Below are 17087 nucleotides of genomic sequence, written 5' to 3' on the forward strand. Positions count from 1 at the left end.
ACTCGTCGGTGTCAGCCGAGCACCGGCACCGAGCGCCCCTCGTCCACCGTGTAGGCGCCCGTCGAGAGGACGCCGAGGGTCGCCGGCGTCAGGGTCAACGAGACGACGCCGCCGGGCAACACGCGGACGCTGTCCTGCGGGGCCGCGAACGTCGCGGGCGTCGACCCGTCCGGAAAGAGGCGCTTGCCGCTGCCGACGACGACCGGGTACTGCAGCAGTCGGTAGAGGTCGACGAGTCCGGCCTCGTGCAGCGTCTGCACGAGCCGCCAACTGCCGTGCACCTGGAGTTCCCCGCCCGGCCGGTCCTTGAGCCGGCGGACCTCGTCGAGGATGTCGGTGCGCAACACCGTCGTCGGGCTCCAGTCGGCCTCCTCGTCGGTCAGGGTCTCGCTGACGACGTACTTGGGCAGGGTGTTGAGCTTGGCGGCGATCAGGTCGTCGGGTGCGGTGACCTTCGGCCAGTAGCCGCCGAGCAGGCCGTAGCTCGTGCGGCCGAAGAGGAAGGCGTCGGCCGTACGGAACCAGCCCTCGACGACCTCGTTGGTGTGCGCGGACATGTGCGGGACGAGCCAGCCGCCCCGGTCGAAGCTGTCCGAGCGGTCCTCGTCCGGGGCGCCCGGTCCCTGCATGACGCCGTCGAGGCTCACGAAGACGTTGACGCTGAGCAGCACGGTTATCCTCCGTCGGGTGGGTCGGGCCGCCGCCCTCCGGCGGCCGGCCGACGGAGGTTAGCTGCCGGGTCGCGGATCGGTCTTGTACAGGAACGACATCGTCGGGTCGTCACCGGCGCCCAGCCCTCGCGCGGTGTGTCCGACGTAGCGCCGCAGCGCGTGTGCCAGGTGAGCCTGGTCGAAGTAGCCCAGCACCGAGACGACCGCGCGCCAGTCGAGGCCGTCGCGCAGCATGGTGGCCGCGGCGTTCGCGCGGTCGATCTGCGTCACGGCGGTCGGCGACAGTCCGGTGACGGCACGGTGTTGCCGCTGGTGGGTGCGCGTGGACCCGTGACGGTCGGCCTCGGTTCCCGTCAGGCGTGAGGGAACCAGCAGCCCCGAGTCGCGCAGCCGTCGGACGAACTGCTCGACGTTCTCGTACGTCGGCGTCTCCCAGTCCTCGCCGCCGATGACCACCCGGCCCGAGCGTGTCACCGGGAAGGACACGTGGCTGTCGACGATCGACGTCGCGGGGTGCGGCCGGAAGACAGCGCCGAGCGTCAACCGGATCCCGAGGAACTCGGCGTCCGGCGGGACCGGTGCCGTGGTCGCCTTGGTCTCGGGCCCGCGTAGCGAGACCAGGAGCCGCCCGGCCGAACGCGTGACGATCAGGTGGCAGCACGTACGCGCCACGGACGTCATCGTCTCCTCGGCGTCGCTGGTGGTGCGCCACACGCGGTCGACGATGTCCGCGTCCGCGTCGGTCGGACGATGCTCGAACCGCAACGCCATGACGCCTCCGAGCTGTCCCAATACCGGCTCCTGAGCCTAGGGCGTGTGCTGGCGGATGTGCGATCAGGGATCGAGAGGTTGGTCGGGAGGGGTCAGCCGGGGGTGCTCCAGACCAGGGGCGCTTTGCGGGTCCACGCGTCGTCCTCGATCGTCTGGACGAGGAACCGGGCGAGGTCGGCGCGGTTGATCCGTGCGCCGGGCTTTTCGGTGCCGGCCTCGGACGCCCGCACGGTGCCACCGGTGGGCTTGTCGGTCAGGGTCACGGCGCGGACCAGGGTCCATTCGATGCCGGACGAGGCACGGATGACCTGGTCGACGCCGGTGTGGTCCTCGAAGCCTGCCTTGATGTTCGACAGCTCGGGCAGGACGGCCTGATCATCCGCACCGCCTACGCCGAGGTCCCTCCGCGCGTCGAGTACACCCTCGCCCCGCTGGGTCGCGGCCTACACGAGATCGTCACCTCGCTGATCGGCTGGGCCGCCGACCACCACGACGAGATCCGTGCGAATCGCGAGCGCGCCGCAACGACCGGATCCTGACCGCTCCACAAGCAGTCGTGCGCCACAGTGGCAGCATCTGACCGCGCCGACACGCCCGCAAACCGTTCGCAACCCTCCGGGGGACCGGGTCGCACCAATTAACGAATTACCGGTAACAACAATCTGTTAATTCATGCCCACAAACGGTACATAACGCGCGCGCACCATAATGACAGTTAAGATGCGTAAGCACTTACGCTGTTGTTTCGGCGGTCCGTCGCCGCCCCGGGCCGCCCGCAGCTTCCAGGCCACAGGCGCGCGCGGCACGGCCGGTGACGGGTGTGATGGGCCGATCCCGAGCCGGGCTTGTCGAGGTGGTCGTAGACCGGGGAGGTGTAGACAGCAACCGCGGCCGCACCCGAGCTGGGGTGCGGCCGCGCGGGTCGGTCGTGTCAGTGCGCGTGATGGTACTGGTGCACTACGGCGTGGCCCTTGCCCCGCGAGATCATCCACCGGTTCACCGGGATGGTCAGCACAAACGCCACGACCAGCGAACCCACGAGGGACGCCCAGAACAACACGCTGGTCAGCCCGGCGTCCATCGCCGCGGGCACCGCGACGATGAACGCGTTGTCCAGCAGTTCCATGATGGCGATCGACACGGTGTCGGCGGCCAGGGCGACCGTCAGCGCCGCGCGGAACCCGACGCCGGCGCGCAGCACACCGCGCATCGTGAGCCCGTACCCGAACACGAACGCCAGGACGATCGACAGCACGACCGTGGCGGCATTGTGCAACCCGAACGCGGTACCGATCACCATGCCCAGCACCTCGCCAATCGCGCAGCCTGTCAAGCAGTGCAGTGTCGCCTGCGCGGCGACCGCCCAACCCGCCGCCGCTGCGGGGCGCCCGTCGTTCTCGTGTGCCGCAACCAGCGTTGGCGTGCCCTCGTGGTGGTGATGTTCGTGTGTCATGTTCGCCTCCTTCAACCCCGCTGAATATACCCCTAGGGGGTATATGTGGCCAGGGGTGTCCAGGCGCAGCGGGCGGTAGCCGTCATCGCCCAGCTGGGCGAGTTCGCCGTCGATGCCGACCGAGTAGGTGCGTAGAAGTGCACGTTCTCGTGGTGCCGGGGCGCAGCGCCCCCTCGCCGGCGTTGGCAGCCCCGGCCGCAATGCCACCTCATACGGACGGACCGTCCTGATAGGCGGCCGTTCATCTCGTCGCGGTGGCCCACTCGGCCGCCAGCGAAGGGCTGTAGTACCGGGTGAAGCCACAGCCCCACGCGATCGGGTCGGCGAGCGGCGCGCCGCCCCAGCGGGGCATGCCGGACACGAGCAACCGGGTGCCGACCTGATAGGCCGGGCCAGCCTCGGACGTGGCATCGCCCGTCCCGCCCGAGGCGGCGGGCGGCGACATGTCCACCACGGCGGTGCCCCCGGATCCGCCCCGGAACCAGGTGTGCACCTGGAACGTCACCGATCGCAGGTCCAGCGGAGGATGCGCGCCGCGTTCGGTTCGGGCCGGTCCGATGCCGGTCACGGTGCCGTCGAAGGCGAAGGCCTGCTCGGCGAGGGTCTTTGGTGCGTACGCCTTGACGCACTGCGCCGCGCCGAAGGCGAGCGGGTCGCCGGGCTTGACCCCGGCCGGCAGGTCGGCCGCGGGCGTCGGAGTGACCGGTGCGGACGATGACGTGACCGGCGGCTGTGCCTGCGGCGTCGCGGTCGGCCGGTGGACGCCGTACGCAGCCGCCGCGATGATCACCGTGGTCGTGGCCGCCGCCAGCATCAGGGTCCGGCGTCGGCGGTGGACCCTGCGCACCGCCCCGGCGACCACGGCCAGTTCGTCGGGGGCGTCGGGGGCGTCGGCGGCGAACAGCTCGCGCAACTCGCGCTCGGTCGACTGGCTCATCGGGTCTCCCTCTGTGCGTCGATGGCCGCGGGTCCGCGCAGGCTCGCCAGGGCACGTGAGGCGGTGGCCCGCACGGAGCTCTCGCTGACCCCCATGGCCGCGGCGACCGCCGCGTCGTCCAGGTCGGCGTAGTAGCGCAGGACGAGCACTGTGCGGGCGCGCGGGGCGAGCCTGCTCAACAGCACCCGCATCTGGTCCCGGGCGGCGACCGCGTCGGCCGGGTCGGCCACCGTGGCGCCGGTCTCCTGGCGCAGGTCGGTGGGCCGCTCCGTCGTCCAGCGCCGGCGACGCCAACTCAGATGCGCGTTCACCAGCATGCGGCGTACGTAGGCCTCGGGGTCTGTCGCCGCGCGCACCCGCTTCCAGTGCCGGTACACGTCGGCCAGCACGGTCTGCGCCAGATCCTCAGCCACCTGCCGATCGCCGCTCAGGACGAACGCCAGGCGCACCAGCGACCGGCCATACCCCGCCACGAATTCCTCGAACGACACGCCCGCTCCCGTCAGTGCTCTCCACTAGGAAGACGCACCGGCCGCCGCCCGGCGCTGCACGGCTACCCTCTCCGAGCGCTGGTCGGCGTTCGACACCGGCCCCGGACCCGCAGGGCCCGGAGCCGATGTCGTTGCCCGGTCTACCTCGCGGCCGGTGAGGCGTACCCGACGATGGACGAGGCCCAGTTGCTGTACTGCGGGTGGGTCACGCCGTCGGACTGGTTGCCGCCGACCACGTAGTGGTTGCCGTCCGTGCTGGTGTCGTAGTACGACGTGACGATGGCGACGTGGTCGTAGCTGCCGTTGCCGTCCCAGTCGTAGACCGCCGCGTCACCCTTGCGCGGGACGTAGCCGCTGCCGCGCCCGTGCCAGGTGCCGTTGTTGATGCCGTACGTCCGGAAGCTGCCCGCCGCCGCGGTGAGCCCGGTGTACTTCGCGCCGCCCCAGTAGAAGGCGAACTTCGCGAAGTCCGCGCACCATTGCCGCTTGCGCCACGCCACCGGCCCCCAGGCCTTGGTGCCGTCGCGGTACATGTAGCCGTTGGTGGTCTTGCCGCACTTGCCGTAGGTGGAGGCGGTGCCGTCATTGCGGTCGTTGGCCGGGTCGGCCCAGAAGCCGGTGTAGAAGTTGCAGTCTTCGGTCGAGGTCTCGGACAGCCGTGCCTGGACGTCGGCGTTGGTGGACGTGTACTGCTCCCACGCGATGTTGCCGACGTCGATGCCGAGCTGGGTGTCGCCCGCGGCGTACGCGGGGCTGGCCACGCTGAGGGTCGACGCCGCGAGGGCGACCGCCGTGACCAGCGCCATACGGATCCGTCTCATCGGTTCTCCTGCTTTCTGACTGACGAAGGTGGACGTCAGAAAGCGTCGGCGTGCCGGCTTGGGCGGCCCTTGAGGGAGTCTTGACTCTCCTCTTCGACGAGGTGGTGGAGGCGGTCAGCCGTCGAGGTCGCGTAACGCCTGGGCCACCGTCTCGGCATTCGGATGGTCGAGTTCGCGAAGGATCGTGGCCGCCTGCCGCAGGAAATCGCGCGCCTGCTCCGCCTCGCCGGCGGCGGAGTGGCTCTGCCCCAGATGCGTCAGGATCTCCGCCTCGTTGTACCGGTCCCGGAAGTTGCGGACCAGCTTGAGGGCCCGCTGGTAGCAGGTGTTGGCCTCGGCGTGCCGGCCCAGGTGGTGGTACGCGTAGCCGAGGCTGTCCCAGGCGCCCGCCTCGGCGTGCTGGTCGCCGATCTCCTGGTTGAGCTCGACCGCCCGCTCGCAGTACGCCACGGCCGCGCCGTGGTCGCTGAGCTGGGTGTGCAGCCAGCCGACATTGTTGACGGCCATCGCCTCCCCGGCCCGGTGCCCGGCCTGCCGGTAGAGCCCAAGGGCCAGCTCGTTGTGGCGCAGCGCGTCGGACCAGCGGTCCTGCTGGTTGAAGGCCCAGCCGAGCCCACGGTGGGTGTGCGCCTGGCTGACCGGGTCGCCCAGCTCCTCGAACAGCGCGAGTGCCCCCTGGTAGTACCGGTGGGCCTCGTCGAGTTCTCCGAGCTGGGTGTGGGCCACTCCCAGACTGCGGTGCGAGCACGCCTGCCAGTGCCGCTCACCGAGCCGGCTCGCGGCCCGCAGCGCCGCGAGCTGCGTCGCGGTCCAGTCACGCCAGTGCCCCTGCTCGTCGAGGTAGCTCTCCATCGTCCAGGCCAACTGCCAGGTGTACGCGTCGAGCCCGTCGCGCGCGGACTGCCGCAGGATGCCGAGCAGCACGGCGTGTTCGGTGTGGAACCAGGCCAGCGCCTGCGCCTGGTCGGCCACCGGATCGAGGGTGAGTTGGGGCTGGGCGGGCGGCAGCGTGATCGGCTCGCGGGCCGGGTCGAGCAGGCAGGCCGCCGCGTGGGCGGTGTGCAGGTAGTGGTCGAGCATGCGGACGAGGGCGGCCTGCCGGTGGTCCGGGGCGTCGCGCTCGACCTGCTCGGCCGCGTACAGGCGGACCAGATCGTGCAGGCGGTACCGCGTCGACGTCTGTTGGTGGACCAGGTGCGCCTCGTGCAGGTCGTGCAGCAGCGGCCGGGTCTGCCGCGGGGAGAGCCCGCTGAGGCTCGCCGCGGCCCCCAGGCCGACCTGGGGGCCGGGAGTCAGACCGAGCAGCCGGAACATCCGGGCCGCCTCCGGCTGCAGGGCGCGCGTGGAGGAGGCGAAGACCGCGCGCAGGTCGGCGCTCAGGTCGCCGGTAGTCAGGGCGTCCAGCCGCGTCGCCTCCTCGGACAGCTCCTCGACCAGCGCCCGCAGCGGGAGACCGGGGTGCATCGCCGCGCGCGCCGCGACGATGCTGAGGGCCAGTGGCAGGCCGTGGCACCGGGCCAGCAGCGCGGCGACGCTGTCGGGTTCCTCCGCGAGCAGTCGCGGCCCGAACCGGCGGGACAGCAGGTCGTGGGCCTCGTCGTCGGTGAGCACGTTCAGGGTGAAGCCCTGCGCGCCCTGCGCCACGAGGCCGCCCAGGCGGCGACGGCTGGTCACCAGGACGGTGCAGGTGGGACTGCCGGGTAGCAGGCTGGCGACCTGCTCGGTGTCGTGGGCGTTGTCCAGCACGATCAGCATCCGCCGGCCCGCGAGCAGGGTGCGGTAGAGGGCCGCCTGCGCGTCCACGCCGGTCGGGATCGCCTTGGGCGGTACGGCCAGGGCGTCGAGGAGGCCGCGCAGGGCCACCGGTGGCGGCACCGGCTCGGCGGCGGGGTCGAAGCCGCGCAGGTTGACGTACAACTGGCCGTCGGGGAAGCGGTCCAGGTGGTCGTACGCCCAGCGCAGGGCCAACCAGGTCTTGCCGACGCCGCCGGTGCCACCGATGACCGCGACGGCGACGGCGTCCGCGTCGTTGGTCTGATCCTCGACGAGGCGGGACAGTGTGGCCAGTTCGCGGACCCGGCCGGTGAACAACGGCGGTGGGGCCGGCAGTTGCCGGGGCGTCGGGTGGGTCGCGGCGGTCCCGGTCGTCGGCGCGGCGAGTGTCGGGTCGCCGTTGAGGATGCCCAGGTGCAGCGCTTGCAGATCGGGGCCGGGGTCGACGCCGGTCTCGTCGGCCAGGACACGGCGCAGCCGGTCGTAATGCTCCAGCGCCTCGGCCTGCCGACCGCAGCGGTAGAGGGCGCGCATGAGTTGCCCGGCGAGGCGCTCGTCCAGCGGATGGGCCGGCGCGTCCCGCAGGAGGTCCGGTAGCAGGGACGCGTGCAGACCCAGGCGGAGCGCGGTGTCCGTGCGGTCCCGTTCGGCGGCCAGCCTCTCCTGGGTGAGCGCCTCGCGCGTCTCGTTGAGCCACGGGGTGTCCAGCCGGGGAAAGGGCTCGCCACGCCACAGGCCGAGGGCTTCGTCGAACCGCCCCAGCGCCGCCTCGTCGTCGGGCACGGCGCGCGCCCCGGCGACCAGGTCGCGGAACCGGTGCAGATCCACCGCGGCCGGGTCCACGCTGAGCAGGTAGCCGCCCGAGCGGCGGGAGATCTCGGCACCGTCGGCCAGGCAGGACCGCAGGCGGGACAGGTAGCTGTACAGCGAATTCACGGCGCGCTGCGGACGATTATCGGCCCAGACGCGTTCGAGGAACTGGTCGACGTGCACGACGCGATTCGCCTCGATGAGCAGGATCGCCAGGACGCTGCGTTGCCGAGCGTGGCCCAGGTCGACCCATGCGCCGTCGATCTCCGCCTCGACCTCGCCGAGCAGCCTGAACTTCACCGACACCGTCCCCCGCTGTCGCCGTTCCCGGCTTGACCAGGCGATTCAAGATTCGCTCAAGATGTCTCTCCATTGTATTCGGAGACATTCTCGGATCCGGATCGCGAGGACCGCCGTCTACGGGCTGGGACGGCACGGCAGCGGGCCCCGGGACTCCTTGACGGAGTCCCGGGGCCGGCTGCGGCGGTGGTGCGCGGAGGGCGTCAGTCGCCGGCGGGAACCTCGTAGAGCCGGCTGCCGCTGACCGAGGCCCGTGTCACAGACCCAGAGGTGCTCGCCGTAGGGCGCGAATCAGCACCGCGCCGAGGGGTCGCGGCGTCAGTTCGGCAGGTACGCCGAGCGGGCCTGGCTCACCTCGGCGGCCTGGCGCTCGCGCCACCGGCGTTGGCTGTCCCGGTTGCAGGCGCGGCACGTCCGGCGGTATCGACCCGTCGACTCGTCGATCTCGCGGTCGTGCCCGTTGCGGCAGGTCGGGACCTGCGCTCGGGTGCGGCAGTTCTCGGCGCGGCTGACCTGCCGCAGGTGGGTGGGCTCGATGCAGTCCTGCGCCGGGCAGAGGTGGTCGACCTCCAGATCGGGGCGGTACCCGCCGACGAGGACGACGTACGCGGCGATGTGCGCCCAGGCGCGGCCGGCGACCTTCTGGTGAACGCCGCGCCGCGTGCCGTACCCGCTGATGATGAGGCAGCCGTCGTCCTGCCGTACCGAACGCCGCAGGAGATGGTCGCGCAGACTGGCCTCGGTGAAGTGGCGGGACAACCCCTTGACCTCGCTGAGCACGGCGTCACCCTATCGGAGGCGGGCGGCGTGCTCGGGCAGGTCGACGTCGGTGTCGTCGGCGACGTCGGCGCAGTCCACCAGTCGTACGGCTGTCGCGTGGGCTCGGAGGTAGTCGCGGGCGCCCCGGTCGCCGGTCGCCGCCTCGGCGACTCCGGGCCAGTGGTCGCGCCCGAGCAGCACCGGATGTCCGCGTCGCCCGTCGCGGTAGGTGGCCATGGCGAGGGATTCGGCGGTGGCGTCGCGGGCGACGCGGCGTACCGCCTCGGGGGTCAGGCCGGGCTGGTCGACCAGGGTGACCACGACGGCGGCGGCCGGGCTGGACGCCAGGGAGTCCAGCCCGGCCCGCAGCGACGAGCCCATGCCCGAGGCCCAGTCGTCGTTCACCACCACCTCGGGCAGTCGGGTGCGGGCGCGGATCTGGTCGGCCTGCGCGCCGAGCACCACCAGCACCGGTCGGCAGCCGGCGGCGGTGAGGAGGCCGGCGGCGTGCTCCACGAGCGGGCGGCGACGGTAGGGCAGGAGGGCCTTGGGTTGGCCGAGCCGTCGGCCGGCGCCGGCCGCCAGGAGGAGACCCGCCGTGACCATGGCCAGAGCCTAGTCCGCACGAGCGGCGGACGCCCCGCGTCCCGGGACGCCCAGCCGCAGGTCAGCGCGCCAGCCACTCCCGGTACGAGGTGGGCGCGAGAACGGCGTCCTGCTTGCCGGTGAGCACGTCGCCGGGGGCCGCCGCGAACATGCCGGCGGTGTCGTCGGTGGTGACGGTCCGCTGGTCGCCGCGCGCGGCGAGGGTGATCCGGCCCAGCTCGTCGAGCCCGAACACGTCGGGGCCGGCGACGTTGCGGATGCCCTGAAGCGGCGCGCCCACGCTCACGTCGGCGACGGCCTGGGCCACGTCGGCCGCGGCCATCGGCTGGACGGGGGTGCTGGGCAGCCGTACGCCGGTCTCGTCGGCGGTCCAGGAGATGACCGCGTCGATGAACTCGAAGAACTGGGTGGCGCGGACGATCGAGTACGGCACTCCGCTGGCCTTGAGGATGTCCTCCTGGAGCACCTTCGCGCGGTAGTAGGCCAGGTCGGGCACCTGGTCGACGCCGACGATCGACAGGACCACGGCGTGTCCGACGCCGGCCTTCTCAGCGGCGGTCAGGAGGTTGTCCATGGTGGTCTGGAAGAACGCGGGGGAGGCCTCGTCGAAGGTCGGCGAGTTGGTGAGGTTGACGACGACGTCAACGTCCTTGAGCGCCTCGGGGAGGCCCTGCCCGGTAAGGAGGTCGACTCCGGTCGACTGCGAGTGCCCGAACGCGTCGTGCCCGGCCGTGCGCAGGATCTGGACGACCTGGGAGCCGATCAGGCCCGTCCCGCCCATCACAGCGATCTTCATGTCCGTTCCACCTTCCGTGTCCCGTTCGTCCCGGCGCCCCAGCGGCGCCGGCAAACTCGGACCTCTTATGTCCGAGAACTATACTCGGATAAGAAGGATCCGAGTATCAGGGGTGGCTAGGGTGAGGCGATGAAGATGTCCGGCGGTGTCGAGTGGGCGCTGCACTGCTGTGTCGTGCTCACCACCAGCAGCCGGCCGGTCCCGGCCGCCCGGCTCGCGGAGCTGCACGACGTCTCCGGCAGCTACCTCGCCAAACAGCTCCAGTCGCTGGCCCGCGCGGGGCTCATCCACTCCGTGCAGGGCAAGTCCGGTGGCTACGCGCTGACCCGCGCGCCGGAGTCGATCAGCGTGCTGGACGTGGTCCACGCCGTCGACGGGCCCGGCCCGGCCTTCGTGTGCACCGAGATCCGCCAGCGCGGGCCGCTGGCCACCCCACCCGGCGACTGCACCGGCGCGTGCCCGATCGCCCGCGCCATGTGGACCGCCGAGACGGCGTGGCGTGACGCCCTGGCCGGCATCACGATCGCCGACCTCGCCCGCGACGTCGACGTCGACTCCGGCCCCGAGGCCCTGGCCACCGTCCGCGCCTGGCTCACGGGCGACCCCGCCGGCTGAGCGCTCGGCGGGCGTGACGTGGCTCAGCCGGCGCGGCGTACCTCGGTGTCCCAGATCTCGGCCCACGGACGTCGCAGCCCCCGGCACACGTGGATCGGGCCGCCGTTCTCGTCGTTGGCCACCTCGACCCGCTGGTCCACCCGCCCGGCCAGCACACACTGCTCGAACCAGCCGTTCAGCGCGTCGGGGCGCTCCCAGCCGACCGCGATGACCACGTCCGCGTCGGCGGGCGGGCGTCCGAAGTCCAGCATGCTGTTGTGGCCGGAGTACGCCCGGGGCAGCCCCCGTGCCGGTCCGTAGCGCGCGACCGCCCCGGCCTCGCCGTAGTTGGCGGTGAGCACGACCGCCCGCGCGCGATCGGACTCCGGCAGGCCACGGTGGACGGTGGCGAGTGAGTCGGCGAACGCCGGCCAGCCGATGGTCTCACCGGCGTCGTAGTTCACGTCGACCACGAAGGCGGGCAGCCGGTCGGCCGGCAGCACGGGCAACAGCAGCACGATGCTGGGCAGCAGGAACGGCACCGCGCCGGCCGCGAGCACCCCCCGCCGCAGCCACGACCGGCCGCGCGACGCCCAGGCGGCGGTGACCACCGCGCCCGCCGCGACGAGCGCCAACAGCAGGGGAGCGTCGTAGTAGCCCTTGCCGCCGGCCAGCAGGACCACACCGAACACGACAATCCAGGCCCAACCCACCGCCCGGTACGACCGCCACGCCGGCCGGCGCAGCAACGCGACGAGACCCGCGATCCAGATCGGTACGGCGTACGGGCTGATGATGAGGAACTGGAGGGTGAACGCGTCGAGGCGGCCGCTGTAGGAGCTGCCCCCGTCGGAGATGGACGCGGCCACGCCGAGCTGCGGGAATCCGTGCGCCGCCTGCCAGATCAGGTTCGGCGCGGCCAGCACCAGGGCGATCGCGGCGGCGGCGAGCACCCGCCGGTCGCGCAGCAGCCGACGCGGCCCCGCGATCAGCACCCCGGCGAGCAGGCCCACGGCCAGCAGCGCCGGCAACAGCTTGTTGAGCATGCCCACGCCGAGCACCAGACCGAGCGGGAGCGCCCACCGGGTGTCGCCGGTGCGCAGCAGTCGCACCGCGCACCACGCCACGCCGAGCCAGACCAGCAGGTCGACGGTCGTGGTGCTGAGCAGGTGCCCGCTGGCGAGCACGATGCCGGAGATCGCGGCGAGCACCGCCGCGAAGCTCTGCCCGCCCCGGCCGCCACCCAGCTCCCGGGCGATGGCGGCGACCAGCAGGACCGCGCCCCCGGCCAGCAGCGCCGACGGCGTCCGTAGGACCACCAGGTTGCCCGGCGCGATCTCGTCGAGCAGGCGGGCCAGCGCGGGGACCAGCGGGCCCTGGTCGACGTAACCCCAGTCGAGGTGCCGACCGCAGAGCAGGAAGTACAGCTCGTCGCGGTGATACCCGTAGCGCCCCGCGAGGAGCAGCAGCGTCACGCTGGTCGCGGCGGCCACCAGCCACGGCCCCCGCGTACGCGGACCGGGCTGCGGCAGCTCGGTCGGTGTGGACGACCGGGCCGGCGGGCGCTCGGTGTCGATGACGGGCTCGCTCACCGATCCATCATCGCCCGTGACGACGCCGGGCGGGTGCCCGTAAAGCCTCCGGGTGCACGTGCCCTGAGCAGGTGCGAAGATCAGTTTCGCAACCCGACCGAGAGGACGACATGCGATACCGCACTCTGGACGCCACCGGCACGGTGCGCGGACGCGACCTGTCGAGCGGGTCATGATTGCCTTCCCCGAGCCGACCGCACCGGCCGGCAGCCGCACCGAGGTCTTCCTGCGCTACCTGGACTACTTCCGCGAGTCGGTGGTGGCCAAGGTGTCGGCGTTGGACGAGGCGGAGCTGCGCAGCAGCCGGCTGCCGTCCGGGTGGACGCCGCTGGAGCTGCTCACGCACCTGCGCCACGTCGAGCGGCGCTGGATCGAGTGGGGTTTTCAGGGTCGGGACGTCGCCGAGCCGTGGGGAGACCGTCGGAACGACCGCTGGTACGTCGCCCCCGACGAGACCCGTGACGACCTGGTGGCGGCGCTGCGGGCGCAGGGCGCGCACACGACCGCCGTGGTGTCGGCGCACGACCTGGCCGAGATCGGGGCGCCGGGCCCACGCTGGGACGGCGCGGACCCGGCGTCGTTGGAACGGGTGCTGTTCCACCTGGTGCAGGAGTACGCCCGTCACCTGGGCCACCTCGACGTGGTCGCCGAGCTGGCGGGAGGCCCGACCGGGGAGTGAGGCCGCCCGGCCGATAATGGGCCGATGCCGCTGCTCGTCACGCCCGCCCTGCCCGCCGGGAGCCTCGCCGCCCAGGAACAACCCCACCTTGCGGTACGCCCCGGGCTGGCGCTGCGGCCGTGGCGCGACGACGACGCCCCCGCCGTACACGCGGCGTTCGGCTGCCCGGCGATCCAGCGGTGGCACGTGCTCCGACTCGACGACGACGCCGAGGCCAGGGCGTGGACGGCACAGTGGACCGGTCGGTGGCGTGCCGAGACGGCCGTGAGCTTCGCGATCGTCGACGGCGCCGACCGGCCGGTCGGCCAGACGGGACTGCGGGACGTGCTGCTGACCGAGGGGTCGGCGCAGATTTCGTACTGGCTGCTGCCCGACGCGCGCGGTCGGGGGATCGCCACCGCGGCGCTGGAGGCGCTGACCCGGTGGAGTTTCACCCAGGCCGGGTTGCACCGGTTGGAGCTGAACCACTCGACGGCCAACGCGGCGTCGTGCCGGGTCGCCACGCGGGGCGGCTTCGCCGTGGAGGGGGTGGCGCGTCAGTCGATGCGGCACGCCGACGGCTGGCACGACATGCACCAGCACGCGCGACTGCGCACCGAGGGGCCGATCGACTCAGCGGGGCTGCGCCCAGCCGACGAAACGCGGAGTCAGATCGGGTAGCACCACGTCGGGGTTGAGCGTGGCGAGGTCGACTTCGGCCTCCTTCTGGACCGCCGCCAGGTGGGTCAACAGACCCGGACGGTCGGGGCGGGCGCAGCCCTGCGGTAAATCCGTTGCCCACCAGGCACGGGTTGACCATGCTGACGCGCATGGATCAGTGACCAGTGGCGCACGTGCGCGATGAGGACGGCTTCGAGTGACCTCCCCGCCTCCGTCCGCCGTGCCACTCGAAGCCCACACCGCAGGACCGGTACGGGCTCCTTCAGCGACGTGATCTGCGACGTCGCGCCAGCCGGAGACACCGGCTACCCGCCACTGGATCCAGGAGGCCCCTCGGCGCCTCCTGCCGAAACCCTGGAATCGCCGAAACCATGAGTAGTTCCCGCCAGGTCCGGATGCCCGCCTTCGTCCGCGCGGACACGCCTGCCTTCGACGCGTCAGGCGTCTTCGCGACCCCACCGCAGCCGCGCCCCCAGCGCGGCGTCTCCCGGTGTGACCTCGCCGCGGCAGCCTTCTCACCACGATCACGCCCACCGCTGACCGCTGACCCGATCCTTTTCAACCTCGAGATGAGGACCGGCAGGCCAGAGATGGTGGACCCGGGCGCGTACCCCGGAAATTGCCTGGCGGCGCGCATACCGCGATGGGAGGGTGACCGGCATGACTGCGCACGCTCTGGCCGGGGCCCTGGCCGACGACGGACGGCGACGGATCTTCGCGGCGGTCGCGTTGGGGTCGACAAGCGTGCCCGAGGTCGTGCAGCGCTCCGGCTTGGCCACACGGGCCGTGCGCACCGGGCTCGGTCGGCTCGCCGCCGCGGGCCTCATCACCGGCGGTGACGGCGCGCTCGCGGTCGACGAGGCGTCGCTGCGGGCCGCGGCGCGCGAGCGCCGCCCGGCCGACGACGCCGCGCCGGCCGACGACCCCGTGCTGCGTACGTTCCTGCGCGGGGACGTCCTGGTCGGCATGCCGGCGCAGCGCGGACGGCGGCGAACGCTGCTGGCACACATCGCGCAACGCTCGTTCGAGCCGGGTACGCGCTATCCGGAGCGTGCCGTCGACGACGCGCTCAAGCCGTGGTGCGCCGGCGGCGCGTCGGACCACGCCACCCTGCGCCGCTACCTCGTGGACGAGCGGTTGCTCACCCGTGAGCAGGGCATCTACCAGCGGACCGACACCGAAAACCCGTTGACCGGCCACTGATGATCGACGGGTGACCACGACCGTTCGACCCGACTGGGTGACCGCCGCTGTCCGTCCCGACCATCCGGACGCGACACTCCTGTTGCGCGAGTACATGACGGAGATGGTGGTGCGCTACCACCGCCGCCCCGACCGACCCGGCGAGGTCGACGCCGCGCTGGCCGAGATGCCCAGCGACGACCTGGCGTACCCCACTGGTGTGCTCCTGCTCGCCCACCGCGGCGCGGATCTGGCCGGCTGCGCCGGGTTGCGCTGGCACCGGGACTGGGCCGAGCTGACCCGGGTCTTCGTCCGCCCCGCGCACCGGGGGGCCGGTGGGGGCGCGGCGCTGCTGGCCGCCGTCGAGCGTCGGGCGCGGGCGGCCGGGGTGGACCGCATCCGCCTGGACACCCGCGCCGACCTGGTCGAGGCCCGCGCCCTGTACGCCCGGCACGGCTATGTCGAGATCCCCGCCTACTCGCAGGGCCCGTACGCCGACCACTGGTTCGCGAAGGAGTTGACGGCCGGCTTGGAAGGCGCTAAATAAGAAGAGGAAGTTGAGTCACCTCGACTCAACCATCACCTTCGGCCAGGAGAACCGAGGAGGCATGACCATGTTGATGCGTACCGACCCGTTCCGCGAGGTGGACCGGCTCGCCGAGCAGTTCTTCGGTACGGCAGCCCGGCCGGCGACCATGCAACTCGACGCCTACCGCGACGGAGACTTCTTCTACGCCGCGTTCGACCTGCCCGGCGTCGACCCCGACACCATCGACTGCACCGTCGAGCGCAACGTTCTGACCGTCCGTGCCGAGCGCCGCCGACCCGCCGGCGACGGTATCGAGCTGGTCGCCGCCGAACGTCCGATGGGCACCTTCACCCGACGACTGTTCCTCGGTGACACCCTCGACACCGACAAGCTGGAGGCGGGCTACGAGCACGGGGTGCTGACGCTGCGCATCCCCGTCGCCGAGCGGGCCAAGCCCCGCCGGGTCACCATCACCGCCAACGGCAACGGCCGACGGCAGATCAACGCCTGAACACCGCCTCGACGGCCGGCGCCCGCCCCGGGGTGCCGGCCATCGGCGCGTCGCCGGCCTTCGACTCCCGGGCCGACGCGTCGCCGGCCCTCGGCCCTCGGGGGAGCGCGTCGCCGGACGATGGGTAGAGGGCGGCGAGGGCGTGGGCGGTGCTGGCGACCAGCTCGCGTAACTCGGTCGGGGTCAGCACCTCCACCTGCGCGCCGAGCTTGAGCATCTCTACACAGCCGTGGCGGACCGACTCGATCGGCACTGTCGTCGTGACCCAGCCGGCCGCGTCCGGCGCACCGGCATTCTCCTGCGCCGCGCGGCTCATCGCCGGCGGAAACAGGTACGTCGTCTGCGCCAGCGCCGCCACCGTCATCCGTACCCGCGCCTCGGCGCGGTAGACGCTCCGCTCGTAGCGTGCGGCCAGCTCCTGCCAGCTCTCGGCGAGGTCGAACCCGGTCGGCCGTTCGGCGGGCTCGTCCAGCACGGCCAGGTCGAGGATCGCCGCCACCCGATAGGTCCGCACCTGCCCCGACGCCGCGGCGACCAGGTACCAGCGGCCGGCCTTGAGCACCACGCCGAACGGATCGAGGGTGCGCGTCACCTCCCGAGGCGCCTTCCACCGCCGGTAGCGCACCTGCACCCGGCGGTCCTCCCAGACGGCTGCGGCAAGTGCGGCCAGGTGTGGTGTGGGCTCGGGTTCGCGGAACCAACTCGGCGCGTCGAGGTGGAACCGCTGCCGGAGCCGGGCGCCCCGGTCGGCGAGGTCCGCCGGCAGCGCGGCGCGCAACTTCAGCTCCGCCGTGGCCAGCACCGAACCCAGGCCCAGCTCAGCCGCCGGGCCGGGCATCCCCGCCAGGAACAGCGCCTCGGCCTCACCGGCGGTCAGGCCGGTGAGGCGGGTGCGGTAGCCGTCGAGCAGGCGGTAACCACCGGCCGGGCCCCGCTCGGCGTACACCGGCACGCCGGCGGCCCCCAGCGACTCCACGTCGCGGTACACCGTACGAACCGACACCTCCAGGGCATCGGCCAGCTCGCCAGCGGTCATCCGCCCCCGGGCCTGCAGGAGCAGTAGCAGGGAGACCAGCCGGCTGGCACGCACGATGCGACCGTAGCCGACCCCGACGTCGCCGCTGCGAGGGCCGGCCGTCGGCGCGCCTGCGT

The 17087-nt window shown here is 72.3% G+C and carries 20 protein-coding genes; 7 read left to right on the plus strand and 13 right to left on the minus strand.

The window, feature by feature from the left end; genetic code table 11:
• Positions 1-11 precede the first annotated feature (11 nt).
• From AB0I89_RS01950 to AB0I89_RS01960, 3 genes are all read right to left on the minus strand, one after another.
• The gene (locus AB0I89_RS01950; protein ID WP_357118596.1) at positions 12-671 is read right to left on the minus strand and encodes a dihydrofolate reductase family protein; all 660 of its coding nucleotides are present in this window, start codon (positions 669-671) and stop codon (positions 12-14) included.
• A gap of 57 nt (positions 672-728) precedes the next feature.
• Positions 729-1442, minus strand: coding sequence for an AraC family transcriptional regulator (locus tag AB0I89_RS01955; protein ID WP_357118598.1), 714 nt, complete (start codon positions 1440-1442; stop codon positions 729-731).
• A gap of 92 nt (positions 1443-1534) precedes the next feature.
• Positions 1535-1807, minus strand: coding sequence for an NAD(P)H-binding protein (locus AB0I89_RS01960; protein WP_357119441.1), 273 nt, complete (start codon positions 1805-1807; stop codon positions 1535-1537).
• Between AB0I89_RS01960 and AB0I89_RS01965 the strand changes: the two genes are divergently transcribed.
• Positions 1766-1981 carry a helix-turn-helix domain-containing protein gene (locus AB0I89_RS01965; RefSeq protein ID WP_357118600.1) on the plus strand — a complete coding sequence of 72 codons (216 nt, stop codon included), beginning with the start codon at positions 1766-1768 and terminating at the stop codon, positions 1979-1981. The two genes, AB0I89_RS01960 and AB0I89_RS01965, sit on opposite strands and share 42 nt — an antisense overlap.
• A 392-nt stretch (positions 1982-2373) precedes the next feature.
• Here the strand turns inward: AB0I89_RS01965 and AB0I89_RS01970 are convergent, their stop codons facing one another.
• From AB0I89_RS01970 to AB0I89_RS02005, 8 genes are all read right to left on the minus strand, one after another.
• On the minus strand, positions 2374-2910 hold the full coding sequence (locus AB0I89_RS01970) for a DUF4396 domain-containing protein (RefSeq protein ID WP_357118603.1): 537 nt from the start codon (positions 2908-2910) through the stop codon (positions 2374-2376).
• Positions 2911-3136: 226 nt separating this feature from the next.
• Positions 3137-3832: a hypothetical protein gene (locus AB0I89_RS01975; protein ID WP_357118606.1), complete on the minus strand. Its 696-nt coding sequence runs from the start codon at positions 3830-3832 to the stop codon at positions 3137-3139.
• Positions 3829-4323 carry a SigE family RNA polymerase sigma factor gene (locus AB0I89_RS01980; protein WP_357118609.1) on the minus strand — a complete coding sequence of 165 codons (495 nt, stop codon included), beginning with the start codon at positions 4321-4323 and terminating at the stop codon, positions 3829-3831. Before AB0I89_RS01980 ends, AB0I89_RS01975 begins: the two co-directional genes overlap by 4 nt.
• A 140-nt stretch (positions 4324-4463) precedes the next feature.
• The gene (locus tag AB0I89_RS01985; protein WP_357118612.1) at positions 4464-5144 is read right to left on the minus strand and encodes a hypothetical protein; all 681 of its coding nucleotides are present in this window, start codon (positions 5142-5144) and stop codon (positions 4464-4466) included.
• 114 nt (positions 5145-5258) lie between these two features.
• Entirely contained in the window at positions 5259-8027 is a 2769-nt protein-coding gene (locus AB0I89_RS01990) for a BTAD domain-containing putative transcriptional regulator (protein ID WP_357118615.1), read from the minus strand.
• A 318-nt stretch (positions 8028-8345) separates the two neighbouring features.
• Positions 8346-8807, minus strand: coding sequence for an HNH endonuclease (locus tag AB0I89_RS01995; protein WP_357118618.1), 462 nt, complete (start codon positions 8805-8807; stop codon positions 8346-8348).
• 9 nt (positions 8808-8816) lie between these two features.
• A complete protein-coding gene (locus tag AB0I89_RS02000) occupies positions 8817-9392 on the minus strand; it encodes a nucleotidyltransferase family protein (RefSeq protein WP_357118621.1) in 576 nt (191 codons plus the stop codon).
• Positions 9393-9453: 61 nt separating this feature from the next.
• Entirely contained in the window at positions 9454-10188 is a 735-nt protein-coding gene (locus AB0I89_RS02005; RefSeq protein WP_357118624.1) for an NAD(P)H-binding protein, read from the minus strand.
• Between the two features lie 129 nt (positions 10189-10317).
• On the opposite strand from AB0I89_RS02005, the gene AB0I89_RS02010 reads away from it, so the two are divergent.
• Positions 10318-10803: an Rrf2 family transcriptional regulator gene (locus AB0I89_RS02010; protein ID WP_357118627.1), complete on the plus strand. Its 486-nt coding sequence runs from the start codon at positions 10318-10320 to the stop codon at positions 10801-10803.
• 23 nt (positions 10804-10826) lie between these two features.
• On the opposite strand, the gene AB0I89_RS02015 is transcribed toward AB0I89_RS02010, so the two are convergent.
• Positions 10827-12374, minus strand: coding sequence for a glycosyltransferase family 39 protein (locus tag AB0I89_RS02015; RefSeq protein ID WP_357118630.1), 1548 nt, complete (start codon positions 12372-12374; stop codon positions 10827-10829).
• A 172-nt stretch (positions 12375-12546) separates the two neighbouring features.
• Here AB0I89_RS02015 and AB0I89_RS02020 point away from each other — a divergent pair, with 172 nt between their 5' ends.
• The 5 genes from AB0I89_RS02020 to AB0I89_RS02040 all read left to right on the plus strand — a co-directional run bounded on the left by AB0I89_RS02020 (position 12547) and on the right by AB0I89_RS02040 (position 15935).
• Positions 12547-13053: a DinB family protein gene (locus AB0I89_RS02020; protein ID WP_357118633.1), complete on the plus strand. Its 507-nt coding sequence runs from the start codon at positions 12547-12549 to the stop codon at positions 13051-13053.
• 24 nt (positions 13054-13077) lie between these two features.
• Positions 13078-13713, plus strand: a complete 636-nt coding sequence (locus AB0I89_RS02025) for a GNAT family N-acetyltransferase (RefSeq protein ID WP_357118636.1) — start codon at positions 13078-13080, stop codon at positions 13711-13713.
• A 660-nt stretch (positions 13714-14373) separates the two neighbouring features.
• Positions 14374-14916: a DUF2087 domain-containing protein gene (locus tag AB0I89_RS02030; protein ID WP_357118639.1), complete on the plus strand. Its 543-nt coding sequence runs from the start codon at positions 14374-14376 to the stop codon at positions 14914-14916.
• 10 nt (positions 14917-14926) lie between these two features.
• A complete protein-coding gene (locus tag AB0I89_RS02035) occupies positions 14927-15442 on the plus strand; it encodes a GNAT family N-acetyltransferase (RefSeq protein WP_357118642.1) in 516 nt (171 codons plus the stop codon).
• Between the two features lie 67 nt (positions 15443-15509).
• Positions 15510-15935: an Hsp20/alpha crystallin family protein gene (locus tag AB0I89_RS02040; RefSeq protein ID WP_357118645.1), complete on the plus strand. Its 426-nt coding sequence runs from the start codon at positions 15510-15512 to the stop codon at positions 15933-15935.
• On the opposite strand, the gene AB0I89_RS02045 is transcribed toward AB0I89_RS02040, so the two are convergent.
• Entirely contained in the window at positions 15925-17025 is a 1101-nt protein-coding gene (locus AB0I89_RS02045; protein ID WP_357118648.1) for a YafY family protein, read from the minus strand. The two genes, AB0I89_RS02040 and AB0I89_RS02045, sit on opposite strands and share 11 nt — an antisense overlap.
• Between the last annotated feature and the right edge of the window lie 62 nt (positions 17026-17087).

Source organism: Micromonospora sp. NPDC049801, from assembly GCF_040656575.1.
GTDB lineage: Bacteria > Actinomycetota > Actinomycetes > Mycobacteriales > Micromonosporaceae > Micromonospora.